The organism is Phenylobacterium sp. LjRoot219 (assembly GCF_964252995.1).
Lineage (GTDB): Bacteria > Pseudomonadota > Alphaproteobacteria > Caulobacterales > Caulobacteraceae > Phenylobacterium.
The window spans coordinates 1914733-1938804 of the sequence record NZ_CAXUQI020000001.1; the positions used below are offsets into that span (position 1 = coordinate 1914733).

The window sequence follows — 24072 nt, forward strand, 5'->3', positions numbered from 1 at the left end:
GGGGGGCGCGGCGCCGCGGGATTTGCAAACCGGCCCGGCGCAGGCCACTTAGCCCACGAAAGATCAGGCCCTGCGCAAAGACCAGGATCGCACCGTGACCCAGCCGAACGCCGCCATCGAGATCAAGACCGCCGCCCGGACCGTGCGGATCGGCCAGGCCGAGCAGTTGGCGGTGATCGCCGGCCCCTGCCAGCTGGAAAGCCGCCAGCACGCGCTGGAGACGGCGCACGCGTTGAAGGAGATCGCCGACCGGCTGGGGATCGGGCTGATCTACAAGACCTCCTTCGACAAGGCGAACCGGACCTCGGTGAGCACCGCCCGCGGCATCGGCCTGCTGGAGGCGCTGCCGATCTTCGCCGAGATCCGCGAGACGACCGGGCTGCCGACGCTGACCGACGTGCATGAGGTCGAGCAGTGCGCGCAGGCCGCGCAGGCCGTCGACGTGCTGCAGATCCCGGCCTTCCTTTGCCGCCAGACCGACTTGCTGCTGGCCGCCGGCCGCACCGGCAAGGTGGTCAACGTCAAGAAGGGCCAGTTCCTCGCCCCCTGGGACATGAAGAACGTGGTGGCCAAGGTGCTCAGTACCGGCAACGCCAACGTTATGGCCTGCGAGCGCGGCGCCTCGTTCGGCTACAACACCCTGGTCTCCGACATGCGCGCCCTGCCGATCATGGGCGAGATCGGCTGTCCCGTGGTGTTCGACGCCACCCATTCGGTGCAGCAGCCGGGCGGCCAGGGAACCACCTCGGGCGGCCAGCGGGAGTTCGTGCCGGTGCTGGCGCGCGCCGCGGTCGCGGTGGGCGTCGCTGCGGTCTTCATGGAGACCCATCCCGATCCCGATCACGCGCCGTCGGACGGCCCCAACATGGTGCCGATGAGCCAGTTCGAGGGGCTGATGGCCGAGTTGCTGGCCTTCGATGCGCTCGCCAAGCGGCGCAGCGCCGCGGCTTGACCGGCGCCCCGACGCGCCGCACAGGCTATAGCCCAATGGACCTTTCCGCCCTCCAGCACCTCCTGGGCCTGGCGCCGGGCCGGCGCGTGGCCTGCATCGGCGACCTGATGGTCGACCGCTTCGTCTATGGCGACGTGAGCCGCGTTTCGCCCGAAGCCCCGATTCCCGTGCTGGCGCGCTCGCGCGAGCTGGTCATGTTGGGCGCCGCCGGCAATGTCGCCCGCAACGTGGCCGCGCTCGGCGGAACCGTCGCGCTGACCGGCGTGGTCGGCGCCGACCCCGAAGCCGACGAGGCGCTGCGCCTGGTCGCCGCGGAAGACGGCGTCGAGGGGCATCTGGTCACCGACGCCGGCCGGCCGACCACGCTGAAGACCCGTTTCGTCTCCGGCGGGCAGCAGCTGCTGCGCGTCGACCTCGAGGCGAGCCGGGCGGTCGCGGGCGACGTCGAGCAGCAGCTGATCCGCACCATCGCCCAGCTTGCCCAGGGCTGCGGCGTGATCCTGCTGTCCGACTACGGCAAGGGCGTGGTGACCGATCAGGTGATCGCCGCCTGTCGCGAGGCCGCTCAGGCCTCCGGCGGCAAGGTGGTGGTGGACTCCAAGGCCCGCTCGTTCGGCCGCTACGGCGCGGTCGACCTGATCAAGCCGAACGCGGCGGAGCTGGCCAACGCCACCGACCTGCCGACCGGCACCGACACCGAGATCGAAGCTGCGCTCGCCCGCGCGCTCGAACTCTGGGAGGCCCGGGCGATCCTGGTCACCCGCGCGGCCAAGGGCATGTCGCTGGCCGTCCGCGGCCAGCCTGTGCGTCACTTCCCGACCCAGCCGCGCGAGGTGTTCGACGTCTCCGGCGCCGGCGACACGACGCTGGCGGCGTTGGGGCTGGCGCTCGCCGCCGAGGCGCCGATCGAGGACGCCATCGCCTTCGCCCAGCTCGCGGCGGGGGTCGCGGTCTCCAAGGTCGGCACCGCCACCGTGTCTCCGGAAGAACTGGTCGAGGCGGTGATCAGCGCCCACCTGGCGCCGGCCGAGGCGAAGATCGCGACCGCGCAGCGGATGGCCGAGGAGGTCGCCCGCTGGCGCGCCAAGGGGCTGCGCGTCGGCTTCACCAACGGCTGCTTCGATATCCTGCACAAGGGCCACGTGGCCTACCTGACCCAGGCGCGCAGCTGGTGCGACCGGCTGATCGTCGGCCTGAACTCCGATGAATCTGTGCGGGCGCTGAAGGGCGACGGGCGGCCGGTCAACGACCTGGAATCCCGCGCGCTGGTGCTGGCCGGGCTCGGCTCGGTCGACCTCGTCGTGCCGTTCGAGGAATCTACGCCGATCCGGTTGATCGAGGGCGCGCGTCCCGACGTTCTGATCAAGGGGGCGGACTATTCGGAGGATCAGGTGGTCGGCGGCGATCTGGTGAAGGCCTGGGGCGGCGAGGTGAAGCTGGCCCAGCTTGTCGACGGCTACTCGACCACGGCCGCCATCGCCCGCATGACCAAGGGCAAGACCAACAAGGAGCAGGCATGACCCGCAGGATCGCCTTCGTCACCGGCGGCGCGGGCTTCATCGGCTCGAACATCGCCGCCAAGCTCGCCGAGGACCGCAGCCTCGATGTCGTAATCTGCGACCGCCTGCGCGAGGCCGATCTCGGCAAGTGGCGCAACATCGCCAAGCATCCGATCGGCGACTTCGTCGCGCCGGAGGACATGTTCGACTGGCTCGAGAAGCGCTGGCGCGACGTCGAAATGGTCGTTCACATGGCCGCGGTCTCGTCGACCACCGAGCCCGACGCCGACAAGATCATCCACTCCAACTTCACCCTCAGCCGTGACCTGTTCCGCTGGTGCGCCGACCGGCAGCGGCGGCTGATCTACGCCTCCTCGGCGGCCACCTACGGCGCCGGCGAGAACGGCTTCGACGACGACAACGACTTCGAGGCGCTGGCCAAGCTTCGCCCGCTGAACACCTACGGCTGGTCGAAGTCGCTGTTCGACCAGTTTGCGGCCCGCCAGGCGGCCCGTGACTACGCCCCGCCGCAGTGGGTCGGGCTGAAGTTCTTCAACGTCTACGGGCCGAACGAAGAGCATAAACACTCGATGAAGTCGGTGGCCTCGCAGATCTGGCCGCACGTGCGCGACGGCCATAGCGTGCAGCTTTTCAAGAGCTATCGCGCCGACGTGCCGGACGGTGGTCAGAAGCGCGACTTCGTCTATGTCCGCGACGTCGCCGACGTCACCGACTGGCTGATGGCCAACCCGCAGGTGAGCGGCATCTACAATCTGGGCAGCGGGACCGCCCGCAGCTTCGCTGACCTGGCGACCGCGGTGTTCCAGGCCGCCGGCCGCGAGCCGGAGATCGAGTACACCCAGATGCCGCCGATGATCCGGGACAAGTACCAGTACTTCACCGAGGCCCGGATGGATCGGCTCCAGGCGGCCGGCTACGCAAAGCCGATGACGCCGCTGGAGGAGGGCATCGGCGACTACGTCTCCCGCTACCTCAGCCAGCCGGATCATCATCGCTGAGCCATGACAGGGGGGCGCAGGCGTCCGATCCGCTGGTTCGCGCTGCTGGTTCTCAGCGTGGTCTTGCTCGTGGGCGTGGCGACAGGCGTCTTCTGGGACGACCTGATGAAGACCGCGCTCGACCCCAAGGCGCCGTTCCAGACCTATAGGCCGCCGCCCGCGCCGGACTATGCGCAGCGGGACGCCTGGGCGCTGCTGCCGACCGATCCGGCGCGCCCGGGGCCGGGCAAGCCGGTCGCCGACGTCTTCTTCATCGCTCCGACCACCTTCGACGGCGGTCGCCACTGGAACGCGCCGATCGGCGACGCCAGGGCCGACCGCATCTTCAAGCGGGTGATGGCGCCGAACTACGCCGGGCCGTTCCTGTCGGTCGGGCGGCTGTTCTCGCCGCGCTATCGCGAAGCCAGCCTCTACAGCCTGCTGACCCTCAACGAGGACGCCCGCGCCGCCCGCGCCTTCGCCTACGGCGACGTCGAGCGGGCCTTCCGCGTCTACCTCGAGCGCTACAATCAGGGCCGGCCGATCGTCATCGTCGGCGTGGAGCAGGGCGGGGTGCTCGCCGAGCGGTTGCTGGCCGAGGTGGTGGCGTCCGATCCGACGGTGCAGCAGCGGCTGGCGGTCGCCTATCTCGCGGAGACCGCCGTGCCGGCCGACGCGCCGCCGATCCCGCCGTGCCGGGTCCGCGGCGAGCCGGCCTGCCTGGCCAGCTGGATCAGCGTGTACGAAGGCCAGTCGCAGCGCGCGCGCATCCTGCTGGACCGGGCGCTGGTCTGGGGCCCTGGCGGCGAACTGGTCAATCTCGACGACCGGCCGGCGCTCTGTTTCAACCCGATCCTCGGCCGCGTCACCAACGAGGCAGCCCCGGCCCGGCTGCACCTCGGCGCGGCCAACGCCACCGGACTGGAGTGGGACGCCCGGCCGGGCTTCCTGGCGCGTCAGGTCTCGGCCCAGTGCCAGGACGGCGTGCTCTTCGTCACCCGGCCGAAGTCGAAGTCCCTGGAGCGCCAGGGCAACTGGGCCGAACGGAGAAGAGTCCCGGGATTCAATCTGTTCTACGCGGATCTTGAAGCGGATGCGGAGGCGCGAGTGGCGGGTCTGTTGGCGCGGGACGCGTCGCAGCCGGCGGCGCCGGCGTCGCCCTGACGGCGGTGGCGGCCTTTTTCACCAGCGACACCCACTTTGGCGACCACCGCACGCTGAACCTCTATCCGCGGCCGTTCGCCAGCGTGGCGGAGATGGACGCCGGGCTGATCGCCCGCTGGAACGCCGTCGTCGGCGATGCGGACGAGGTCTGGCATCTCGGCGACTTCGCCCGCACCGCGGCCCGGGCCGGCGAGGTGCTGGCGCAGCTGAACGGGACCAAGCACCTGATCTTCGGCAACAATGACCGCGACCCCTCGCTTGCCCAGGGCTGGGCGAGCGTCGCGCCCTACGCCGAGATCGAGCGCGACGGCCAGTTTCTCGTGCTCTGCCACTATCCCTTCCGCAGCTGGAACCGGCAGCACCGCGGGTCCATCAACCTGCACGGCCACAGCCACGGCCGGATGAAGGGGCTTAAGCGCCAGTTCGACGTCGGCGTGGACGCCCGGGACTATCGGCCGGTGACGGTGGCGGAGCTGCTGGCCAGCAGCTAGTTCTGCCCGTCATCCCGGCTTCGCGCCGCGAAGGCCGCGTTACCCCGCGTCCTTCAACGCCAGGCCGGCCTTCCAGTCGAATAGCTCCTGCAGCACCCGCAGCGCCTTGCCGCGCTCGGACTCGAGCTGCGGATCGCGCGCAACGATCAGCCGGGCGTCGTCACCGGCTGCGGCGATCAGCTCGCGGTGCACGAAGGGATCGGCGAACACATAGTCGGGCAGGCCGGACTGGCGCAGGCCGAGCGCATCGCCGCCGCCGCGCAGCTCCAGGTCGGTCTCCGCGATCAGGAAGCCGTCGTCGGTGCGCCGCAGGATGTCGAGCCGCTTCTGGGCGATCTCCGACAGCGGCGGATCGTAGAGCAGGACGCAGGAGCTCTCCCGCCGGCCGCGGCCGACCCGGCCGCGCAGCTGATGCAACTGCGCCAGCCCGAAGCGTTCGGCCTGCTCGATGATCATGATCGTCGCGTTCGGCACGTTGACGCCGACCTCGACCACGGTCGTGGCGACCAGCACCGAGAGCCGGCCCTCGGCGAACTCGGCCATCACCGCGTCCTTGGCCGCGGCCGGCATCTTGCCGTGCACCAGGCCGACGCTGGCCCCGAGCCGCTCCTTCAGTTCGGCGGCGCGGGTCTCGGCGGCGGCCAGGTCGACCAGCTCGGATTCCGAAACCAGCGGGCAGATCCAGAAGGCCTGGGCGCCGGCGGCGGCGGCTTCGCGCAGGCGCGCCTCGACCTCCGGCAGCCGGGCCATGGGCGAGGCGCGGGTCACCACCGGCGTACGGCCGGGCGGCTTTTCGTCGATGCGCGAGACGTCGAGGTCGCCATAGAGGGTCAGCTCCAGGGTGCGCGGGATCGGCGTCGCCGACATGGCCATGACGTGCACGCCCTGGCCCTTGGCGAGCAGCCGCTGGCGCTCGGCCACGCCGAACCGGTGCTGCTCGTCGATCACCACCAGCTGAAGCTGATCGAACGCCACGTCGTCCTGGAACAGCGCATGGGTGCCCACCGCGACCTTGATCTCGCCCGAAGCGATGCGGGCGACCTTCGCCTTGCGCGCCGCGCCCTTGTCGCGGCCGGTCAGCAGCATGACCTCGACGCCGTGAGCCGACAGCGGGCCGGCGATGGTCTCGTAGTGCTGGCGCGCGAGGATCTCGGTCGGGGCCATGAAGGCGGTCTGGCCGCAGCCGCCCGCGACGTCGGCCATGGCGCACATCGCCACCACCGTCTTGCCCGAGCCGACGTCGCCCTGGATCAGCCGGCTCATCCGCTCGCCGGAGGCGAAGTCGGCCCGGATGTCGGACAGCGCGCGCTCCTGCGCCCCGGTGAAGGCGAACGGCAGGTCGCCGCGGACCGCCTCGGCGAGGCTGCTGGGGGCGATGTGGGCGGCGGGTTGCCGCCGGCGCTCGGCCTTGCGCTGGGCCATGGCGAGCTGCTGGGCGAGCAGTTCGTCGAACGCCAGCCGCTTCATCTGCGGGGCCTGGGGCGAGAGGTCGGCCTCGCTATGCGGCTCGTGCAGGCGCGCCATCGCCTCGCGCCAGGTCGGGAAGCCTTCGCGCTTCAGCCAGGCGGGGTCCTGCCATTCGGGCAGCTCCAGCGCGCGCGACAGCGCCTCGGCGGCGAAGCGCCGGACCGTGCGGGCAGGCAGGCCGGCGGTCGCCGGATAGACCGGCTCCAGGTCCGGGATCTCAGCCGCGCGCTCGGGCGGGACGATGTAGTCGGGGTGCACCATCTGCCAGCCGAACCCGCGCTGGTCCTCGACCTTGCCGGAGACCAGCCGGCGGGAGTCGACCGGGTGGCGGGCCTCCAGCTGCGAGCCGAAGCCGCCGAAGAACACCAGGGTCATGAAACCGCTGTCGTCGAACACCCGCATCCGCCAGGGCTGCTGCGGCCCGCGCGGGCGCTGGTAGCTCTCGACCGTCACCTCGAAGGTCATGATCTCGCCGTCGACGGCGCCGGCTATGTTGGCCGGCGTGCGGCGGATCACCGAATGCGGCTTCAGGAACAACACGTCGCGAACGATCGGCCCGGCCAGCTTCTGCAGCAGGGGCGCGACGCGTGGCCCCACGCCCTTGAGCGTGGTGACTGGCGCAAAGAGCGGGAACAGAATCTCGGGCCGCATCTTTGCACCATACCCTGACTGGCGACCCGATTCCGAAGTTCGCGTCGGCTGCTCCGGCGCACTGGCGCTCGGCCCAAGCGCGCTCTATATCGCGGACCTCTCATGAGCATCGACCAAGCACGGCTGAACAAGCTGAAGTTTCGCGCCTGGCGGCGGGGCTTCCGGGAAGCGGACCTCATTCTGGGGCCGTTCGCGGATCAACACGTCGCGGGATTCACCGCCGAGCAGTTGGACGAGTTCGAGCGCCTGCTCGAAGTCCCCGACCACGACCTCTACGCCTGGATCGTCGACCGGCTGCCGACGCCGCCCGAATGGGATGGCGATTTAATGCGTGGGATCAAGGCGTTCCGCTTTGAAGTTCATGCGGTGCGTGGAGAGAACAATGGCGGCTGACGGCTCGCGGCCTCCGAGCCAGGCGCAACTGCGTCGGGTCGCCGAGGATCCCGGCCGTCTTGACCTGGTGGGCGCGCCGGAAGGCTTCGACGCCCTGGTCATGGCCGACGTCGTCAAGGCGCGCAAAGGCCTCTCGGTCTTCGTCGCCCGCGACGCGGCGCGGCTGTCGGCCTTCGCCGACGCCTTCCGATTCTTCGCCTCGAACGTCGAGGTGTGGACCTTCCCGGGCTGGGACTGCCTGCCGTACGATCGCATCGGCCCCTCGGCCGGGGTGGCGGCGCAACGCATGGCGACGCTGTCGGCGTTGGCGCAGGTCGGCGACGAGAAGACGCCCCGGCTGCTGGTCACCACCGTGCCGGCCTTGCTGCAGCGCCTGCCGCCAATCGAGGCGGTGAAGCGGGCGAGCTATTCGGCTCGGGCCGGCAACAGCGTCGAGATCGCCGATCTCGAGGCCTATTTCGCAGTCAACGGCTACCAGCGGGCATCGACCGTCTCCGAGCGCGGCGAGTTCGCGATCCGCGGCGGCGTGATCGACGTCTTCCCGCCGACGGCGGAAGAGCCCGTGCGGCTCGACCTGTTCGGCGACACCCTGGAATCCATCCGCGCCTTCGATCCCGAGACCCAGCGCTCGACCAAGCAGCTGAAGGACGTCAGCCTGCTGCCGGTCAGCGAGGTGCTGCTCGACGCAGGCGCGATCTCGCGGTTCCGCTCCGGCTATCTGGAGACCTTCGGCGCGCCGGGCGACGATCCGCTCTACGCCACCGTCTCGGAAGGCGGCCGCCGCGCCGGGATGGAGCACTGGCTGCCGCTCTACTACCCGTCGATGGCGACGCTCTTCGACTATCTGCCGAAGAACACCCTGATCGCCCTCGACCACCTGAGCCGCGAGTCGCGCGACGAGCGGCTGGCGATGCTGCGCGACGCCTACGACGCGCGCACCCAGGCCGAGCGCAAGCTGCACTACCACCCGCTGGAGCCGACCCGCCTCTACCTCGACGAAGACGAATGGGGCGAGGCGCTGGCGGTGCGGCCGACACGCCGCTTCTCCGCCTTCCAGGAGGCGGAGGGCGAGGTCGCGCTCGACATGGGCGCGCGGCAGGGCCGCAACTTCTCGGCCGAGCGCAAGCTCGACAGCGTCAACCTGTTCGAAGCCACCGCCGACCACGCCAAGAAGCTGTCCACCGACGGCAAGCGCGTGCTGTTCGCCTCCTGGTCGGAGGGCTCGTCGGACCGGCTGGGCACGATGCTGGGCGACCACGGGCTGAAGAGCATCCCGTTCGCCCCGTACTGGGACGCGGCCAAGGCGGGCGATCCGAAGACGCCGCAGCGGGTGGTCCTGCCGCTCGACGCCGGGTTCGAGACCGACACCCTGGCGGTCGTCTCCGAGACCGACATCCTCGGCGACCGGCTGGCGCGGCCGAAGAAGCGTCGGCGCGCCTCCAACTTCCTGGCCGAGGCCTCGTCGCTGTCCCCGGGCGACCTGGTCGTGCACATCGACCACGGCATCGGCCGCTACGACGGCCTGAAGACCCTCGAGGTCCAGGGTGCGCCGCACGACACGCTCGAGCTGCAGTACGGCGGCGAGGCCAAGCTCTACCTGCCGGTGGAGAACATCGACCTCCTGACCCGCTACGGCGCGGACGGCGAGGGGGTCCAGCTCGACCGCCTGGGCGGGGCCGCCTGGCAGGCGCGCAAGGCCCGCGCCAAGGAACGGCTGCGCGAGATGGCCGACGGCCTGATCCGCATCGCCGCCGAGCGGGCGATGAAGAAGACCGAGGACATCGAGCCGCCGCATGGCGTGTTCGACGAGTTCTGCGCCCGCTTCCCGTACGAGGAGACCGACGACCAGCTGGCCGCCATCTCCGACGTGCTGGAGGATCTCGGCTCCGGCAAGCCGATGGACCGGCTGATCTGTGGCGACGTCGGCTTCGGCAAGACCGAGGTGGCGCTGCGCGCCGCCTTCGTCGTCGCCATGAGCGGCCAGCAGGTGGCGGTCGTCGCGCCGACCACGCTGCTTGCGCGCCAGCACTACAAGACCTTCGTCGAGCGCTTCGAAGGCTGGCCGGTGCGGGTTCGCCGGCTGTCGCGGCTGGTCCCGGCAAAGGAAGCGGCCGAGACCCGCGAGGCGCTGAAGAACGGCGAGGTCGAGATCGTCGTCGGCACCCACGCCATCCTCAGCAAGCAGGTCGGCTTCCGCAACCTCGGCATGGTGATCGTCGACGAGGAGCAGCACTTCGGGGTCAAGGCGAAGGAGAAGCTCAAGGAGCTCCGCGCCGACGTCCACATGCTGACGCTCACCGCGACGCCGATTCCTCGCACCCTGCAGATGTCGCTGAGCGGTATCCGGGAGATGTCGATCATCGCCACGCCGCCGGTCGATCGCCTGGCCGTCCGGACCTACATCACGCCCTACGACCCCGTGGTCATCCGCGAGGCGCTGCTGCGGGAGAAATACCGCGGCGGGCAGGCATATTACGTGGCGCCGCGCGTCAACGATCTGCCGGACCTGCAGCGGTTCCTGCGTGAGCAGGTGCCCGAGGTGAAGTTCGTCGTCGGCCACGGCCAAATGGCGCCGACCCAGCTCGAGGAGGTGATGAGCGCCTTCTACGACGGCCAGTACGACGTTCTGCTGGCGACGAGCATCGTCGAGAGCGGGCTGGACGTGCCGACGGCCAACACCCTGGTCATCCACCGCGCCGACATGTTCGGCCTGGCCCAGCTCTACCAGATCCGCGGGCGGGTGGGCCGCTCCAAGGCCCGGGCCTACGCCTATCTGACGACCCCGGCCGAGAAGCAGATCACGCTCTCGGCCGAGAAGCGCCTGAAGGTGCTGCAGTCGCTCGACAGCCTGGGCGCGGGCTTCCAGCTCGCCAGCCACGACCTCGACATCCGCGGCGGCGGCAATCTGCTCGGCGACGAGCAGTCCGGCCACATCCGCGAGATCGGCGTCGAGCTCTATCAGCAGATGCTGGAGGACGCGGTCGCCGAACTGCGGGAGCGGGCCGGCGCCGAAGGCCTGTCGCAGGATCGCGGCTGGTCGCCGCAGATCAACACCGGCGCGGCGGTGCTGATTCCCGAGGAGTATGTCCCGGACCTCAACGTCCGCCTGGCGCTCTACCGCCGCCTGTCGGAAGCCGAGAAGTCGCAGGACCGCGAAGCCCTCGCCGCCGAGTTGATCGACCGCTTCGGGCCGTTGCCGCCCGAGGCCGACCAGCTGTTGAAAGTGGTCGCCATCAAGGGGCTCTGCCGCGAGGCCAACGTCGCCAAGATCGACGTCGGCCCGAAGGGCGCGGTCGTCAGTTTCCGGAACGACGAGTTCAAGAACCCGCTGGGCCTGGTCCAGTTCGTCGCCAAGAACCCGATCGCCTGGCGGATCCGTCCGGACCACAAGGTGGTGGTGAAGGGCGAGTGGGAGACGCCCGAGCAGCGGCTGACCGCTGCCGAGAAGGTGCTCGCGGAACTGGCCAAGCTGGCGGCGTAGCCACCCACACTTCCGCCCATCCCCGCGAAAGCGGGGACCCAGGCTTTTTCTGCGGCCCGGTGCGGTCGGTGAAGTCGAACAAAAACACCTGGCTCCCCGCTTGCGCGGGGATGACCGGGGTTTTGTTTAGCTCGCCTTGAGCGCCTGGGCGCGAGTGGCGGCGTCCTCGAGGGCGCGGCCGACGCTTTCCGGCGATGACACTTCGGCGGCGCCGATGTCGAACTCGACCACGAACGGCGGCTTGCCGTCACCGGCCTCGAAGGCGGTGCAGCCGATGACCGCGGCGATGCGTTCGCCGGCGGCCTGGGCGGCGTGCAGCGGCGTCGCCGGCAGCGCGAGCGCGAATACCTCCGGCGCCAGGCGCGCGGCGGTGTCCTCGACGCGCACCAGCCGGCCGACCATCGAGCCGATCTGCGGGATCGCCCTGGCCATCCAGCCGCCGGCGCGCGCTTCCGCCAGCGCCGCCTTCTCGGCGACCCGCAGCACGCAGACGCTGAGCGGGCGGTTGCGCACCCGTGACGCCTGGGCGATCCGGGCGAGGTGGGCGGCGAACAGGTCGCGGGTGAACAGGCCGGTGGCCGGGTCCATCAGGCCCGAGCCGCGCGCGCCGTCGAGCGCGTTGCGCACGGCGCTGAGCCGGCGATGGTTGCGGGCCAACTCGATCACGCGCCGCGCCGTGTCGTCTTCCGGCGTCTCCGGCGAGGCGACGTCGGAGACGCCGCGGTGATAGGCCTCGGCTGTCGTGATGTACGAGCCCTGGCGCATGTAGAGCAGGGCCGGGGTGTGGAAGAGGCGGGTGTTGCGGCGCAGGCCCGCGGCGATCGACAGCGCTTCCTGCGGGTTGTCGCCGGCCCACAGCACCACGGCGTCGAACGGCCGCTCGTGCAGGTAGTCGAAGGCGGTGTAGGCGGTGAACGCGCCGACCACCTCGGCGCCGTCGCGGGTCAGCGCGTTGGACAGCGCCAGGAACTGCGGCGCGGGCTCGCCGATCGCCAGGATCCGCAAGGGGCTGATGTCCGGGTCGGGCAGGGTGAGCGAGCGGCTGCGAGCCGCGAAGGTCTCGATGCGGAGCTCAAACTCCTCCTCGGCGACCGCCAGCCGCACCAGGCTTTCCAGCCGCATGGCGGCCTGGGACGGGTGCAGCGGCGCGGCCATGGTGAGGTCGAAGCCGTAGGTGGCGAGCGTCGGATCGGGATCGCCGATCGCCAGCAGCGGCAGCCGGCGCGGGGCGCAGGCGGCCTTCAGTTGCTTGGCGAGGTCCAGCACGGCGTCGCCGGCGGCGAGGTCGACGATCGCGGCCTCGACCTGCAGGTCGGCGATGCAGGCCAGCGCCGCCGCTGGCGTGCGCGCCGTGACCGTCCGCCAGCCGAGTCGGTCTAGCCCCTCGGCCAGCGGGCCGGCGAGTTCGTCGTCGCGTGCGACGATCAGCACTCGCGCCTGGACGCTTGCGGCCATGTTTCCCCGAACCCTTGCCCCGAACGTCCGGTAAAGCACGAAATCGAGCCCCGGCGAATAGGCGGAATGGTCCGCGCCTGTGGGCGGATAGCCGCCGGCTTAGCTGAACCGCCGTGCGAGCCAGGCGGCGGCGAGCATCAGGGCGGCGAGCCAGAGCGCCAGGATCGCGGCGGCGGCGAGCCGGCTCGTCGGGCGTTCGGCCCGACGCGCGGCGGTCTCGCGCAGCTCGGCCCACAGGGCGCGCGGGATCAGCCGGATCGCCAGGGCTATGCCGAGCGGCACGATCACCAGGTCGTCCAGGTAGCCAAGGACCGGCACGAAATCGGGAATGAGGTCGATCGGACTCAGGGCGTAGGCGGCGACCAGCGCCGCCACCGCCTTGGCGGCGAACGGCGTCCGCGGATCGCGTGCGGCGAGCCACAGCGCGACCACGTCCCGCTTCAGCCGCGCCGCCCACGCCTTGATCCGGGCGAGCATCCGCCGGGTCAGGCGGGGTCGGCGGCCAGCCCCGGCCCCACGTCCTTGCCGGCCCAGGCGGCGAAGCGGTGCGGCTCCGGATCGGCCAGGATCCGGTCGTCGAGGTCGAAGATCCGGACCTGCCGGGCGTCGGCGGTATAGGCCGGCCAGTCGGTCTGCGGGCGGCCGTGGCGGGTGAAGTGCGCCCAGTTGCTGCGGATGCGCTCGGCGAGCGCGCGGCGCCGGCCGGTCAGCGGGCCGCCGCGCGCCAGGGCCGCCTTCAGCCCTTGCAGCGGCCACAGCAGGGTGAGGTCGAGGCCGTGGGCGGCGCCTACCAGCGGGTGGGCGTAGTCGAAGCGGTAGAACCAGGTGGGATGCGCCCGGGCGTGCCGCTCGGCGAAGTTCCGCGTCGGCATGCCGAAGGTCAGGTCGGTGGCCAGGGCCTGCCGGCCGACGCGGGTCCGCGGATAGGCGGCGAGCACCTGTTCGGCCTGATCCGGCGGAAGCTGGCTGCGCAACAGCGCCTCCAGGTCGGGCCAGCGGGTCGGCAGGATGTCGCCGGGCATCAGTTCGAACAGCCGGATCTCCTCGCGGTTCGAGCCGGCGAGCAGCGGGACCGGCGGCGTCGGATGGGCGTGGGCTTCGTCCAGCGAGGCCGGCAGCAGGTCGCCATCGAACCACGGAGCGGCCGGGATCCCGTTGCGCTCCGCCTTGCCGATCGCCGCCTGGGCTTCGAACAGCCGCTCCAGGGGCAGGTCTTTGAGGACGGCGAGGTCGCCCTGGTTCAGGCCGAGGCGTTCGGCGTAGCGCCGCCCGACCTGGCGGCTCTTCTCCTGGCTATGGATCAGGCTGACCGCGCCGCTCTGCATGATCGCGCCGTGGAACAGCGGCCAGGCCTTGCGGCAGAGCATCAGCAGCGAGACCGACATCGATCCGGCGGACTCGCCGGCGATCGTCACCCGGCCGGGGTCGCCGCCGAACGCGGCGATGTTGTCGCGCACCCATTCGAGCGCGGCGATCTGGTCGCGCAGGCCGAGGTTGGAGGGAATCGCCGGCAGGCCGAGGGCCTCGCCGAAGTTGACGAAGCCGAGGACGCCGAGGCGGTAGTTGATGCCGACCACCACCATGTCGCCCAACTGGGCGAGCTCGGCGCCGTCGTAGGCGTTGCTGCCGCCGGCCATGAAGGCGCCGCCGTGGATCCAGACGAACACGGGCTTCGGCGCGCCGTCGCCGCCCACCGGCGTCCAGACGTTCAGGGCCAGGCAGTCTTCGGCATAGTCGGGCTGCGCCAGCCGGGCGGTCTTGGGCGAGCCGCCGAAGTGCTGCGGACACTGCGGGGCCATGGCCTGGGCCGGCCGCACCCCGTCCCAGCGCGCGACGGGCTCGGGCGCGGCGAACCGGGCGGCGCGGGCGTAGGGCACGCCCAGCCAGCGGCGGACCCCGCCTTGCGCGACGCCTTCGACGGAGCCGGCCAGCGTTTTCGCGATGAGACTTTCCATGGCCAAGCTCTAGCGCGAACCGCGTTACCTGGCGACCGTCCGTGGCGACGCTTCGTGGCGCAATCGAACCTGAAGAGCTCGTTCAGCCGCGGTTCAGCCGGTGAGGCTCAAACCTTTCACAGGTTGGCCGCCGCGCTCTCCCGTCCCTCGAAGCGGCGGCCGACTCGATGGAACGACACGCCCATCGGCGGCGCGCCACCCTCAAGGTGGCGCGCCGTTTCCATTTCAGTTGGGCGCCACTTCCCAGATGGTGCGCCGTTTCCCCCAGCGGCACTTGCCAGCCCCACCAGCCATGAAGCACTTTCCGCGCCGATGATGGGATCGAGTCTTCGGCGACTTGGGCAGGTGGACTGGGATCCGGTCCATATGTTCAGGGTCGTCATCCGCACTCTGCTGCGGGCGCTGGTGCGCCTGTGGGGCCGCGATGTGATGCTCTTTACGGGCGGCGTCTCCTTCTTCGTCATGCTGGCGATCTTCCCGGCGCTCGCCATCCTGGTCGGGCTGTTCAGCCTGCTGGCCGACCCGGCCCAGGCGGCGCAGGAAGGCGAGGCCTTGGCCCGGCTGATGCCGATCGGCGCCCGCGAGATCTTCCAGAACGAGCTGCTGCGCCTGACGACCACGCCGCACACGGCGATCTCGTTCCAGAGCGGCGTTGCCTTCGTCATCGGCGCTTATGCCGCGCACCGCGGCTTCAAGGCGCTGCTCGCCGGGCTGTCGTTCATCCACGACGAGGACAAGCCGCGCGGCTTCGTCGGCTTCAACGTGCTGGCGCTCGTGGTGCTGATCCTGACCTTCTCGGCCCTCGGCATCATCTCGGCGGTGTTCTTCGGCCTGCGGGTGATGGGCGTGGCGTTCGAGCTGCGGCCGCTACGCGGGGTTTCCTGGCTCTACAGCGAATGGACCTGGGCCAGCGCGGCGTTGAGCGTCGGCCTGGCCTTCATCTATCGCTACGCCATGTCGAGCCGGGCGGTGGACTGGCGCGCCTCGATCCTGGGGGGAATGGTCGCAGCCACGCTCTGCCTGGGCGCGTCCTGGGCGATCGCCTTCTATGTCGAGCAGGTGGCGCACCTCGGCGCGACCTACGGCTCGATCGCCACCGTCGTGGTGTTCCTGATCTGGCTGTCGTGGAACGTGAACGCGATCTTCTTCGGCGGCGCCCTGGCCACCGAGGTCGAGCAGGCCCTCGAGGCGATGGCGATCCACCGCCGGCCGCTGCTGCTCGGCGACCTGCGCGACTCTAGACCGCTGGTCTGGCCACCAGAAAAGTAAGCGTTCCGTCGGCTTCGCCGCGCTCCAGCACCTCGGCGCCGCTCTGGGCGGCGAAGTGCGGCACGTCGATGCGCGCCAGCGGATCGTCGGCCAGCAGGCGCACGCGCGCGCCGGGGGCGGCCGCCTCCAGCGCCCGGCGCAGCTTCAGCGTCGGCACCGGGCAGCGGTGGCCGCGCGCGTCCACCAGGATCTCGTCGGAAGACATGCCCCGCCCATACACCGAGGGGCGCCGGGAACCCAAGCTTCGCCTTGAAGGTTCAGTCCCCAACGAAGCGGGGGAGCGTGGATGAGCGGGACAGGCACGACGTTCGAAACCGACGTGCCGGCCCGGCTCGATCACCTGCCGTTCGCGCGCTTCCACTGGCTGGTGGTGGCCGCCCTCGGGATCACCTGGATCCTCGATGGGCTGGAGGTGACGCTGGTCGGGTCGCTCGCGCCGGCGATCGCCAGCCCCCAGGCGTTGGGACTTTCGAGCCGCGAGGTGGGCCTGACCGGCAGCGCCTACATCCTCGGCGCGGTGATCGGCGCCGTCGTCTTCGGCCGGCTGACCGACCGCTGGGGCCGGCGGCGGCTGTTTACGATCACGGTCGGGGTCTACATGGCCGCGACCATCGCCACCGGGTTCAGCTGGGACTTCTGGTCGTTCATGCTGTTCCGCTTCCTGACCGGCGCCGGGATCGGCGGCGAGTACGGCGCGGTGAACTCGGCGATCCAGGAGCTGATCCCGGCGCGGCGGCGCGGCTACACCGACCTGGCGATCAACGGCAGCTTCTGGCTCGGCGCGGCGCTCGGGGCCTTGGGCTCGCTGGTGGTGCTGGATCCGGCGCTCGTCCCGCAGGCCTGGGGCTGGCGCCTGGCGTTCGTCATCGGCGGGCTGCTCGCCGCCATTGTCATCTACGTCCGCCGCTACATCCCCGAGAGCCCGCGCTGGCTGATCACCCACGGCCGGCCGGAGGAGGCCGAGGCGATCGTCCGCGAGATCGAGTGCAGGGTGGCGGCGGTGCGTGCGATTCCGCCAGTTGAACAGCCGCACCGGCGTCTGCGGTTCGTCCGGCGCGAGCGGACCAGCTGGACCGAGGTGGCGCTCACGCTCACCCGCCGGCATCCGCGGCGAACGGCGCTGGGGCTGATCCTGATGGCCACCCAGGCCTTCTGCTACAACGCCATCTTCTTCACCTATGCGCTGATGCTGACCCAGTTCTACGGCGTCGCGCCGGCGAGCATCGGCTGGTTTATGCTGCCGTTCGCGCTCGGCAACTTCCTCGGGCCGCTGCTGCTGGGGCGGCTGTTCGACAGCTTCGGGCGCAAGGCGATGATCTGCGCGACCTACGGGATCGCCGGCGCGCTGCTCTGCCTGACCGGCGGGCTGTTTGCCGAGGGCATGCTGACGGCGGTGAGCCAGACCGCCGCCTGGACGGTGATCTTCTTCTTCGCCTCGGCGGCGGCGAGCGCGGCCTATCTCACGGTCGGCGAGCTGTTCCCGCTGGAGGTCCGGGCGATCTCCATCTCGCTGTTCTACGCCTTCGGCACGCTGCTGGGCGGGGTGGCGGGGCCGACGGTGTTCGGGGCGCTGATCGACACCGGCGAGCGGAGCCAGATCCTGGTCGGCTACCTGTTGGGCGGCGGGCTGATGCTGCTCGCCGCCGTCGCCGCGGCGGTGCTGGGCGTGCGGGCCGAGCGCCGGCCGCTGGAAGAGGTGGCGCCGCCGCTGTCGCTGGCCCCCGACTAGCCAACAGCGAAACGAGAGCTGGCAAAATGAGGGCCGGCCGCTTCCGGCCGGCCCAGTCGGGGGAGGAAGACTTTGAGGGGCGCTATTCGCCGCTGCTTCTCGGGCGCCCGGCGGTTCCGCCGCTCGGAGGCGCTATAGGGGCCGAACTCGTCGCGTCACCCGCGCCGCCGCCGACGGGGCCGCTGCTCGAAGGGCCGCCGACGTAGCCGCCGCCCACATCGCCGCCGTAGGCGCCGGAGCTCGCGCTCATGCTGGTCGAGCCGCTCATCGGCGCAGAACTCACGCTGCTCGGCGGCACGCTGCCGGACGCGCCGGGGGTGGGGGCTGGGGCGGCGGCCATCCCGGCGGTGGCCTCAGACGCGGTCTTGGGCGTGGCGTAGTCGCTGTCGGAGCAGCCGGCGATCAGCAAACCGGCGACGAGGCTCGCGGCTGCAGCGGTCAGCTCTCGACGCCAGAACCTGGCGGTCATGTGCGCTCTCCCGATCCCTCGCCGGGCAACAACCGGCCGGCCGGCCGTCAGTTCCGAGAAACCTGTCGGCCCTCGCCGATCTTCGGCCGCCTCAGCCGGCGCGCCGCAGCGGCTTTCGTTGGCGTTCGGCCTTCAGCAGCGCCCAGCCTTCGCGCGTCAGCACGAAGGCGTGGGGCGACCCGCGCCAGCCGTTGGCCAAGGCCGCGGCGCCGGCGCGCTGAAGCAATCGTCGGCCGCAAAGGCGCAGGCACAGGCCGACCTGGATCGGGTCCTGGTCGAGCAGTGGGCCGTTGAGCGCGGCCCTGAGCAGATTTCGTTCTTCGAGGGGGAGCGCTGGTGTGTCGGTCATGAATCCCAAACGCCGACCGCGGGCGACTGTTGCGGCGCTCGGCGCCGGCCGTGCGATTGCGCCCTTCACTTCCTCGCCAGCGGCTGAGACAACGGAGCCCGTTCGCCCAGGGAGTCCGTCATGAAGACCCGCGCCGCCGTCGCTTTCGAAGCCAAGAAGCCGCTGGAGATTGTCGAGCTGGACCTGGAAGGTCCTCGCGCCGGCGAAGTCCTGGTGGAGATCAAGGCCACCGGGATCTGCCACACCGACGCCTACACTCTGGACGGCCTGGATTCCGAAGGGATCTTCCCGTCGATCCTCGGGCACGAGGGCGCGGGCGTGGTGGTCGAGGTCGGCCCCGGCGTCACCTCGGTGAAGCCCGGCGACCACGTGATCCCGCTGTACACGCCCGAATGCCGGCAGTGCAAAAGCTGCCTGTCGCGCAAGACCAACCTCTGCACGGCGATCCGCGCGACCCAGGGCAAGGGGCTGATGCCGGACGGCACCAGCCGGTTCTCCTACAAGGGCCAGACGATCTACCACTACATGGGCTGTTCGACCTTCTCGAACTACACGGTCCTGCCGGAGATCGCGGTCGCCAAGATCCGCCCGGACGCCCCGTTCGAGACCGCCTGCTACGTCGGCTGCGGCGTGACCACCGGGGTCGGCGCCGTGGTCAACACCGCCCAGGTGGAGGCCGGCGCCAACTGCGTGGTGTTCGGTCTGGGCGGCATCGGGCTGAACGTCATCCAGGGGCTGAAGCTGGTCGGCGCGGGGATGATCGTCGGCGTCGACATCAATCCGGCCCGCGAGGAATGGGGCCGCCGCTTCGGCATGACCCACTTCGTCAATCCCAAGGCCGTCGCCGGCGACCTGGTGGCCCATCTGGTCGAGCTGACCGGCGGCGGCGCCGACTACACCTTCGACGCCACCGGCAACACCGACGTCATGCGTCAGGCGCTGGAGGCCTGCCACCGCGGCTGGGGCGAGAGCATCATCATCGGCGTGGCCGAGGCCGGGAAGGAGATCACCACCCGGCCGTTCCAGCTGGTCACCGGCCGGGTATGGAAGGGAACCGCCTTTGGCGGCGCGCGCGGCCGCACCGACACGCCGAAGATCGTCGACTGGTACATGGACGGGAAGATCGAGATCGACCCGATGATCACCCACAAGCTGCCGCTCGAGCGGGTCAACGAGGCTTTCGACCTGATGCACCGGGGCGAGAGCATCCGCAGCGTCGTGGTCTACTGAGGTGACGCTCGAGACCGTCTCCACCAACCGATGCTTCGGCGGGACCCAGGCCGTCTACCGGCATGCGAGCCGTGCGACGGGGACGGACATGGTGTTCTCCGTATATCTGCCGCCGCAGGCGCAGCAGGGGCCCTGTCCGGTGGTCTGGTATCTCTCCGGGCTCACCTGCACCCACGCCAATGTCACCGAGAAGGGCCAGTTCCAGCGCGCCTGCGCCGAGCTCGGGCTAATCTTCATCGCGCCGGACACCAGCCCGCGCGGGCCGGACGTGCCGGATGATCCGGCGGGCGGCTGGGACTTCGGCCTGGGCGCCGGCTTCTACCTTGATGCGATCCAGGAGCCCTGGTCCGACCACTACCGCATGGAGAGCTACATCACCGGGGAGTTGCCCGAACTGGTGGCGGCGAACCTGCCGGTGGTCCTCGACCGCCAGGCGATCACCGGCCACTCCATGGGCGGGCACGGGGCGCTGACCCTGGCGCTGAAGAACCCCGGGCTCTGGCGCAGCGTCTCGGCCTTCGCGCCGATCAGCTCGCCGATGCGCTGCGCTTGGGGGGAGAAGGCGCTGTCCAACTACCTCGGGCCTGACCGCGCAGCCTGGCGGCGCCACGACGCGACGGCCTTGCTGGAGGACGGCGCCCGGTTGCCGGAACTGCTGGTCGACCAGGGCGCGGCCGATCCGTTCCTCGACGCCCAGCTGAAGCCCGAACTGCTCGAGGAAGCCTGCGCCAAGGCCGGCGTGCCGCTGACGCTGCGCCGCCAGGCCGGCTACGACCACAGCTACTACTTCATCGCCAGCTTCATGGACGACCACCTGCGCTGGCACGCCGAGCGGCTGCGGCCCTAGGCCGGAGCGGCCCTAGATGGAGACCGCCTGCGGCGACCAGTCGACCTGGCGCACGCCGGCCCGCATCGCGAGGTCCTCCAGAAAATCCGGCGGCTGGGCGCGATCTTCGGTGTGACCGCGCCACTCCAGCTCGGCCCGCGCCTCATAGCGCTCGCCGCCGTCGCGGTAGGTGATCGCCCAGGCGACCACCCGCTGGCCGCAGCCGGCGATCAGCTGCCGCAGCTCGGTTTGCGAAAGCCGGTCGGGCTCGGCCTCGACCCGCAGGACCGCGCGGAAGCGGCGGCGGATGCGCAGATCGGCCCACTCCAGCGTCCAGAGCATGGCGAGCCCGGCCAGGGTGACGGCGACGCCCAGCACCAGTTGGCCCGCGCCGAGGGTCAGGCCGACCATGGTCATGAACCAGAGGGTCGCGGCCGTCGCGACGCCGATGACGGCGTCCTCCCGGCGGACGATGGCGCCGGCGCCGATGAAGCCGATGCCGGTCAGCACGCCCAACGGCAGCCGCAGCACGTCCATCCGCAGGATGTCGTCCGCTCGGTGGGGCTCGTCGGCCTGGAGCAACAGGTTGGACAGCACCATCGCCAGGCAGGCGGCGACGCAGACCAGGGTCGTGGTGCGCAGCCCGGCGGCCTGACTGCGGGCTTCGCGATTGTAACCGACCAACATGCCGGCGAGCGCAGCGAGGCCCAGCCGGATGGTGATGTCGACCCAGGTGAGATCCAGCTGCATAAGGCGTTCCCGCCCTTAGAATGCCGCCTGACGGCTAAGGTTGCCCGCCTGGCGCCGCCGTCTGCGGCGGACCGGCGCAGATTTCTTGAAGCGGTCCCGCGACGTCTCGAAAAAGGCGGAGAAGTCGGCTAACAGGTTCGCCGCGCACCGCCCGGGACGGACGAGCTGCGGCTATGGAGACTTTCGGTTCGTGATCAAGACTGGCCCGCATTTGAAGCAGGCGCGTGAAGCGTTGGGCTGGACCCCGGTGCAGCTGGCGCGCGCCTTGCGCCTCGCCGGCGGCGACAAGCAGGGTGAGAAGCGCGTGCTGGAGATGGAATCCGGCCGCCGCGACATCTCCGGCCCGGTGACGGTCGCGGTGGAATCCTTCCTGCACGGCTATCTGCCCGTCGGCTTCAAGCCGGACGGCGAGATGGTCGCCGGCGACCAGCCCTAGCGATAAGGCGGGCGCGGGATCGAGGCCTGGGCGGCGCGCAGCGCCGCCGACCAGCGGTCGTTGAGATCGCGATAGTAGTCGTCGTGGTCGTCGATCCGGTGCACCAGCGTGGCGCGGCCTTCGCCGGAGCGAGCGGTCATCAGATCGATCGGCAGCCCGACCGCTAGGTTGGACCGCATCGTCGAGCTGAACGAGATCAGGCCGATCTTCACCGCCTCGTCGATCTCGGTGTCATAGGTCATCGCCCGGTCGAGGATCGGCTTGCCGTACTTGGTCTCGCCGATCTGCAGATAGGGGGTGTCCTGGCCGCACTCGATGAAGTTGCCGGCGCTGTAAACCAGGAACAGCCGCGTCGGCTCGCCGTTGACGCTGCCGCCGACCAGCAGGGTCGCATCGAAGTTGATGTCGTCCTGCTTCAGCCCCTCCATGGCGTCCTTGGTGGAGCGCACCGCCTGGCCGATCAGATAGGCCGCGCGGTGGATCGAACCGACCGTGCCGAGCGATTCCGGCTCCCCGGTGTCGGGTGCGGTGAAGCCGAGCTGAACGCGCTCCAGCGCCGCCTGAGTGGTGGACAGGCTGCCGGCCGAGGCCACGACGATCAGTCGCTCGCCGTCATTCCCGTAGACGCGCAGCTTGCGATAGGTGGAGACGTTGTCGACCCCGGCGTTGGTCCGGGTGTCGGCCAGCATGGCGAGGCCTTCCCGCACCAGCAAGCCCACGCAATAGGTCACGGCTAGCTCCGATCAGTCCTGTCGCTGGCGCACGGCCTCGCGCGCCAGCACGGCGACGCTCAGACGTTCCTGGCCGCCGCCGCGACGCGCCCCGCGCAGGGGCGCCGCATCCAGATAATCGAGTCCCACCGCCACGCGAAGATAGGACTGATCGGGACAGACCGCGTTGGCCGGATCAAAGCCGGTCCAGCCAAGATCGGGAACATAGGCTTCGGCCCAGGCGTGGGCCGCTTCCTGCTCGGCCGGATCGGGCCGGCAAAGGTGGCCGGAGACGTAGCGCGCCGGCACCCCCATCCGTCGCGCCGCAGCGATGAAGACGTGGGCGTAGTCCTGGCAGACCCCATGGCCCTCGCGGAAGGCCTCGGCGGCGGCCGTCTCCACCCCGGTCGCTGCGGTGTCGAACCGCATTCTCTGGTGCAACTCGTTCATCAGCCGGTGAAGCTGGCTCAGGGTGTCTTCTGCCTTGATCCCGCTGGCCCATGCGGCGAGCGCATCGTCCGCCTGGGTGAGCGGCGTGGTGCGCAGGAAGGTGGCGGGCGAGAACGGCTCGGGCGCGCCGCGCACCACGCCGGCGGTCTCGCGTACGTCGACCTCGCCTGTGACGCGCACCGTCAGTTCGGTCACCGCGCCTTCGGCGTAGAACAGGTGCAGGACGTTGCCGAAGGCGTCGCGCGCCTCCCGCAGCAGGCCGTCGACGTCGACGTCGACGCGCCAGTTGACCACCCGCTGGCCCTCATGCTCGGCGGGGGTGACCCGCAGCGCCTGGATCACCCCGGAGGCGGGCTGCTCGTAGGTGTAGCTGGTGGCGTGGCGGAGGCGGATGCGCATGGTCAGAACGCGAATTGCTCGGCGATGGCGACGCCCAGCTGGTTGTTGTCGGCGATGAAGCTGTCGAGGAACTGGTGCAGCCCGGAGGCGAACACTGCCTCGACGTTGCTCTCCCGCAGCTCGAGCTGGACCTTCGAGGCCTGTCGGTGTGCGGGCCCGCGGCGGCCGCTGCCGGCGCACAGGTAATCGAGCAGTTCGACGATGGCGTCGTAGCAGCAGGTCAGCGAGCGCGGCATGCGGTCGTTGAAGATCAGCAGGTCGGCGACCAGCCAGGGCTTCACCGCGTCGCGGTAGACCCAGCGATAGGCGGTCGCCGCCGAGACGGTCCTGAGGATCGTCGACCACTGGAAGTAGTCGAGGCTGCCGCCGACCGGCTCGCCGCGCGGCAGCAGCAGGTGGTATTTCACATCCAGCAGCCGGGCGGTGTTGTCGGCCCGCTCGACCGCCGCGCCGAGCTGCAGGAACCAGAAGGCGTCGTCGCGCAGCATGGTCCGCTGGGCGGATCCGTCGAACACCGCCACCGCCCGCTGCACGCTCTCGGTGAGTTCGCGCACCTCCAGCTTCGCCGGGTTCATCGCGCGGAGCCGTTCGACCTCGTGCCAGGCGCTGTTCAGCGCCTCCCAGGCCTCGCGGGTGAGGGCCGTTCGCACCGCCCGGGCGTTGCTGCGCGCGTGCTCGACGCAGTTGGCGATCGCCGAGGAATTGCCCGGGTCGATGGTCAGGTAGCGGACCACCGCGCCTTCCTCCGGTTCGCCGCCGGTCGCGGCGAAGGCGTCGGCGACGCCGGCGGCGGACAGCGCGCCGGACCAGGCGGCCGGGTCGCCGCCGTATGCGGTCGGCATGCCGGAGAGTCGGGCGGTCGCGTCGAGCAGCCGGGCGAGGAAGTCCGCTCGCTCCATGTAGCGGCCGGTCCAGTAGAGGTTGGAGGCGGTTCTCGAAAGCATACGCG

The 24072-nt window shown here is 70.5% G+C and carries 23 protein-coding genes; 12 read left to right on the forward strand and 11 right to left on the reverse strand.

The window, feature by feature from the left end; all coding sequences use genetic code 11:
- The first annotated feature begins 94 nt into the window (after positions 1–94).
- Genes kdsA through ACSQ14_RS09465 form a run of 5 tightly spaced genes read left to right on the forward strand, consistent with a single transcriptional unit; the run spans position 95 to position 5104 of the window.
- Entirely contained in the window at positions 95–952 is an 858-nt protein-coding gene (gene kdsA, locus ACSQ14_RS09445) for a 3-deoxy-8-phosphooctulonate synthase (RefSeq protein ID WP_436012010.1), read from the forward strand.
- Between the two features lie 35 nt (positions 953–987).
- A complete protein-coding gene (gene rfaE2, locus ACSQ14_RS09450) occupies positions 988–2472 on the forward strand; it encodes a D-glycero-beta-D-manno-heptose 1-phosphate adenylyltransferase (RefSeq protein WP_436012012.1) in 1485 nt (494 codons plus the stop codon).
- Positions 2469–3470, forward strand: a complete 1002-nt coding sequence (rfaD, locus tag ACSQ14_RS09455) for an ADP-glyceromanno-heptose 6-epimerase (RefSeq protein WP_436012014.1) — start codon at positions 2469–2471, stop codon at positions 3468–3470. Before rfaE2 ends, rfaD begins: the two co-directional genes overlap by 4 nt.
- 57 nt (positions 3471–3527) lie before the next feature.
- Positions 3528–4613 (forward strand): DUF3089 domain-containing protein, encoded by a 1086-nt coding sequence (locus tag ACSQ14_RS09460; protein ID WP_436012016.1) that lies wholly within the window; start codon positions 3528–3530, stop codon positions 4611–4613.
- A gap of 5 nt (positions 4614–4618) precedes the next feature.
- Positions 4619–5104: a metallophosphoesterase family protein gene (locus ACSQ14_RS09465; protein ID WP_436012018.1), complete on the forward strand. Its 486-nt coding sequence runs from the start codon at positions 4619–4621 to the stop codon at positions 5102–5104.
- Positions 5105–5143: 39 nt separating this feature from the next.
- Here ACSQ14_RS09465 and recG read toward each other — a convergent pair whose 3' ends face one another.
- Positions 5144–7222, reverse strand: coding sequence for an ATP-dependent DNA helicase RecG (gene recG, locus ACSQ14_RS09470; protein WP_436012020.1), 2079 nt, complete (start codon positions 7220–7222; stop codon positions 5144–5146).
- A gap of 102 nt (positions 7223–7324) precedes the next feature.
- Between recG and ACSQ14_RS09475 the strand changes: the two genes are divergently transcribed.
- Positions 7325–7615, forward strand: coding sequence for a succinate dehydrogenase assembly factor 2 (locus ACSQ14_RS09475; protein ID WP_436012022.1), 291 nt, complete (start codon positions 7325–7327; stop codon positions 7613–7615).
- Positions 7605–11096: a transcription-repair coupling factor gene (mfd, locus tag ACSQ14_RS09480; RefSeq protein ID WP_436012024.1), complete on the forward strand. Its 3492-nt coding sequence runs from the start codon at positions 7605–7607 to the stop codon at positions 11094–11096. Before ACSQ14_RS09475 ends, mfd begins: the two co-directional genes overlap by 11 nt.
- A gap of 126 nt (positions 11097–11222) precedes the next feature.
- Here the strand turns inward: mfd and ACSQ14_RS09485 are convergent, their stop codons facing one another.
- The 3 genes from ACSQ14_RS09485 to ACSQ14_RS09495 all read right to left on the reverse strand — a co-directional run bounded on the left by ACSQ14_RS09485 (position 11223) and on the right by ACSQ14_RS09495 (position 14506).
- The gene (locus ACSQ14_RS09485) at positions 11223–12551 is read right to left on the reverse strand and encodes a diguanylate cyclase domain-containing protein (protein WP_436012026.1); all 1329 of its coding nucleotides are present in this window, start codon (positions 12549–12551) and stop codon (positions 11223–11225) included.
- Positions 12552–12650: 99 nt separating this feature from the next.
- Complete coding sequence (locus ACSQ14_RS09490; RefSeq protein ID WP_436012028.1) at positions 12651–13028, reverse strand: YkvA family protein; 378 nt, start codon at positions 13026–13028, stop codon at positions 12651–12653.
- Positions 13029–13036: 8 nt separating this feature from the next.
- Complete coding sequence (locus ACSQ14_RS09495) at positions 13037–14506, reverse strand: carboxylesterase/lipase family protein (protein ID WP_436012030.1); 1470 nt, start codon at positions 14504–14506, stop codon at positions 13037–13039.
- A 366-nt stretch (positions 14507–14872) separates the two neighbouring features.
- Here ACSQ14_RS09495 and ACSQ14_RS09500 point away from each other — a divergent pair, with 366 nt between their 5' ends.
- Entirely contained in the window at positions 14873–15775 is a 903-nt protein-coding gene (locus ACSQ14_RS09500; RefSeq protein ID WP_436012032.1) for a YihY/virulence factor BrkB family protein, read from the forward strand.
- Here the strand turns inward: ACSQ14_RS09500 and ACSQ14_RS09505 are convergent.
- Positions 15744–15980 carry a sulfurtransferase TusA family protein gene (locus ACSQ14_RS09505; protein ID WP_436012034.1) on the reverse strand — a complete coding sequence of 79 codons (237 nt, stop codon included), beginning with the start codon at positions 15978–15980 and terminating at the stop codon, positions 15744–15746. The genes ACSQ14_RS09500 and ACSQ14_RS09505 overlap by 32 nt on opposite strands.
- A gap of 81 nt (positions 15981–16061) precedes the next feature.
- Here ACSQ14_RS09505 and ACSQ14_RS09510 point away from each other — a divergent pair, with 81 nt between their 5' ends.
- On the forward strand, positions 16062–17504 hold the full coding sequence (locus ACSQ14_RS09510) for an MFS transporter (protein ID WP_436012036.1): 1443 nt from the start codon (positions 16062–16064) through the stop codon (positions 17502–17504).
- 82 nt (positions 17505–17586) lie between these two features.
- Here the strand turns inward: ACSQ14_RS09510 and ACSQ14_RS09515 are convergent, their stop codons facing one another.
- Complete coding sequence (locus ACSQ14_RS09515) at positions 17587–17973, reverse strand: hypothetical protein (RefSeq protein WP_436012038.1); 387 nt, start codon at positions 17971–17973, stop codon at positions 17587–17589.
- A 91-nt stretch (positions 17974–18064) separates the two neighbouring features.
- Positions 18065–18322, reverse strand: coding sequence for a hypothetical protein (locus ACSQ14_RS09520; RefSeq protein WP_436012040.1), 258 nt, complete (start codon positions 18320–18322; stop codon positions 18065–18067).
- Between the two features lie 120 nt (positions 18323–18442).
- On the opposite strand from ACSQ14_RS09520, the gene ACSQ14_RS09525 reads away from it, so the two are divergent.
- Together ACSQ14_RS09525 and fghA are read left to right on the forward strand one after the other, a co-directional pair.
- On the forward strand, positions 18443–19552 hold the full coding sequence (locus ACSQ14_RS09525; protein WP_436012042.1) for an S-(hydroxymethyl)glutathione dehydrogenase/class III alcohol dehydrogenase: 1110 nt from the start codon (positions 18443–18445) through the stop codon (positions 19550–19552).
- Between the two features lies 1 nt (position 19553).
- Positions 19554–20399 (forward strand): S-formylglutathione hydrolase, encoded by an 846-nt coding sequence (gene fghA / locus ACSQ14_RS09530; RefSeq protein ID WP_436012044.1) that lies wholly within the window; start codon positions 19554–19556, stop codon positions 20397–20399.
- 12 nt (positions 20400–20411) lie between these two features.
- Here fghA and ACSQ14_RS09535 read toward each other — a convergent pair whose 3' ends face one another.
- The gene (locus tag ACSQ14_RS09535) at positions 20412–21128 is read right to left on the reverse strand and encodes an MgtC/SapB family protein (protein ID WP_436012046.1); all 717 of its coding nucleotides are present in this window, start codon (positions 21126–21128) and stop codon (positions 20412–20414) included.
- 190 nt (positions 21129–21318) lie between these two features.
- Between ACSQ14_RS09535 and ACSQ14_RS09540 the strand changes: the two genes are divergently transcribed.
- Positions 21319–21564, forward strand: coding sequence for a helix-turn-helix domain-containing protein (locus ACSQ14_RS09540; RefSeq protein ID WP_436012048.1), 246 nt, complete (start codon positions 21319–21321; stop codon positions 21562–21564).
- On the opposite strand, the gene ACSQ14_RS09545 is transcribed toward ACSQ14_RS09540, so the two are convergent.
- Genes ACSQ14_RS09545 through ACSQ14_RS09555 form a run of 3 tightly spaced genes read right to left on the reverse strand, consistent with a single transcriptional unit; the run spans position 21561 to position 24067 of the window.
- Positions 21561–22295, reverse strand: coding sequence for a peptidase (locus ACSQ14_RS09545; protein ID WP_436012050.1), 735 nt, complete (start codon positions 22293–22295; stop codon positions 21561–21563). The two genes, ACSQ14_RS09540 and ACSQ14_RS09545, sit on opposite strands and share 4 nt — an antisense overlap.
- Positions 22296–22307: 12 nt before the next feature.
- Complete coding sequence (locus tag ACSQ14_RS09550; protein ID WP_436012052.1) at positions 22308–23123, reverse strand: transglutaminase family protein; 816 nt, start codon at positions 23121–23123, stop codon at positions 22308–22310.
- 2 nt (positions 23124–23125) lie between these two features.
- A complete protein-coding gene (locus ACSQ14_RS09555) occupies positions 23126–24067 on the reverse strand; it encodes an alpha-E domain-containing protein (RefSeq protein WP_436012054.1) in 942 nt (313 codons plus the stop codon).
- Positions 24068–24072: the final 5 nt, after the last annotated feature.

What these genes read in the sequence shown, in the direction of transcription:
- rfaE2 (WP_436012012.1), top strand. Translation starts at nt 988, where the DNA reads ATGGACCTTTCCGCCCTCCAGCACCTCCTGGGCCTGGCGCCGGGCCGG.
- rfaD (WP_436012014.1), top strand. Translation starts at nt 2,469, where the DNA reads ATGACCCGCAGGATCGCCTTCGTCACCGGCGGCGCGGGCTTCATCGGC.
- recG (WP_436012020.1), bottom strand. Translation starts at nt 7,222, where the DNA reads ATGCGGCCCGAGATTCTGTTCCCGCTCTTTGCGCCAGTCACCACGCTC.
- ACSQ14_RS09475 (WP_436012022.1), top strand. Translation starts at nt 7,325, where the DNA reads ATGAGCATCGACCAAGCACGGCTGAACAAGCTGAAGTTTCGCGCCTGG.
- mfd (WP_436012024.1), top strand. Translation starts at nt 7,605, where the DNA reads ATGGCGGCTGACGGCTCGCGGCCTCCGAGCCAGGCGCAACTGCGTCGG.
- ACSQ14_RS09485 (WP_436012026.1), bottom strand. Translation starts at nt 12,551, where the DNA reads ATGGCCGCAAGCGTCCAGGCGCGAGTGCTGATCGTCGCACGCGACGAC.
- ACSQ14_RS09490 (WP_436012028.1), bottom strand. Translation starts at nt 13,028, where the DNA reads ATGCTCGCCCGGATCAAGGCGTGGGCGGCGCGGCTGAAGCGGGACGTG.
- ACSQ14_RS09495 (WP_436012030.1), bottom strand. Translation starts at nt 14,506, where the DNA reads ATGGAAAGTCTCATCGCGAAAACGCTGGCCGGCTCCGTCGAAGGCGTC.
- ACSQ14_RS09500 (WP_436012032.1), top strand. Translation starts at nt 14,873, where the DNA reads ATGTTCAGGGTCGTCATCCGCACTCTGCTGCGGGCGCTGGTGCGCCTG.
- ACSQ14_RS09505 (WP_436012034.1), bottom strand. Translation starts at nt 15,980, where the DNA reads ATGTCTTCCGACGAGATCCTGGTGGACGCGCGCGGCCACCGCTGCCCG.
- ACSQ14_RS09510 (WP_436012036.1), top strand. Translation starts at nt 16,062, where the DNA reads ATGAGCGGGACAGGCACGACGTTCGAAACCGACGTGCCGGCCCGGCTC.
- ACSQ14_RS09515 (WP_436012038.1), bottom strand. Translation starts at nt 17,973, where the DNA reads ATGACCGCCAGGTTCTGGCGTCGAGAGCTGACCGCTGCAGCCGCGAGC.
- ACSQ14_RS09520 (WP_436012040.1), bottom strand. Translation starts at nt 18,322, where the DNA reads ATGACCGACACACCAGCGCTCCCCCTCGAAGAACGAAATCTGCTCAGG.
- ACSQ14_RS09525 (WP_436012042.1), top strand. Translation starts at nt 18,443, where the DNA reads ATGAAGACCCGCGCCGCCGTCGCTTTCGAAGCCAAGAAGCCGCTGGAG.
- ACSQ14_RS09535 (WP_436012046.1), bottom strand. Translation starts at nt 21,128, where the DNA reads ATGCAGCTGGATCTCACCTGGGTCGACATCACCATCCGGCTGGGCCTC.
- ACSQ14_RS09550 (WP_436012052.1), bottom strand. Translation starts at nt 23,123, where the DNA reads ATGCGCATCCGCCTCCGCCACGCCACCAGCTACACCTACGAGCAGCCC.
- ACSQ14_RS09555 (WP_436012054.1), bottom strand. Translation starts at nt 24,067, where the DNA reads ATGCTTTCGAGAACCGCCTCCAACCTCTACTGGACCGGCCGCTACATG.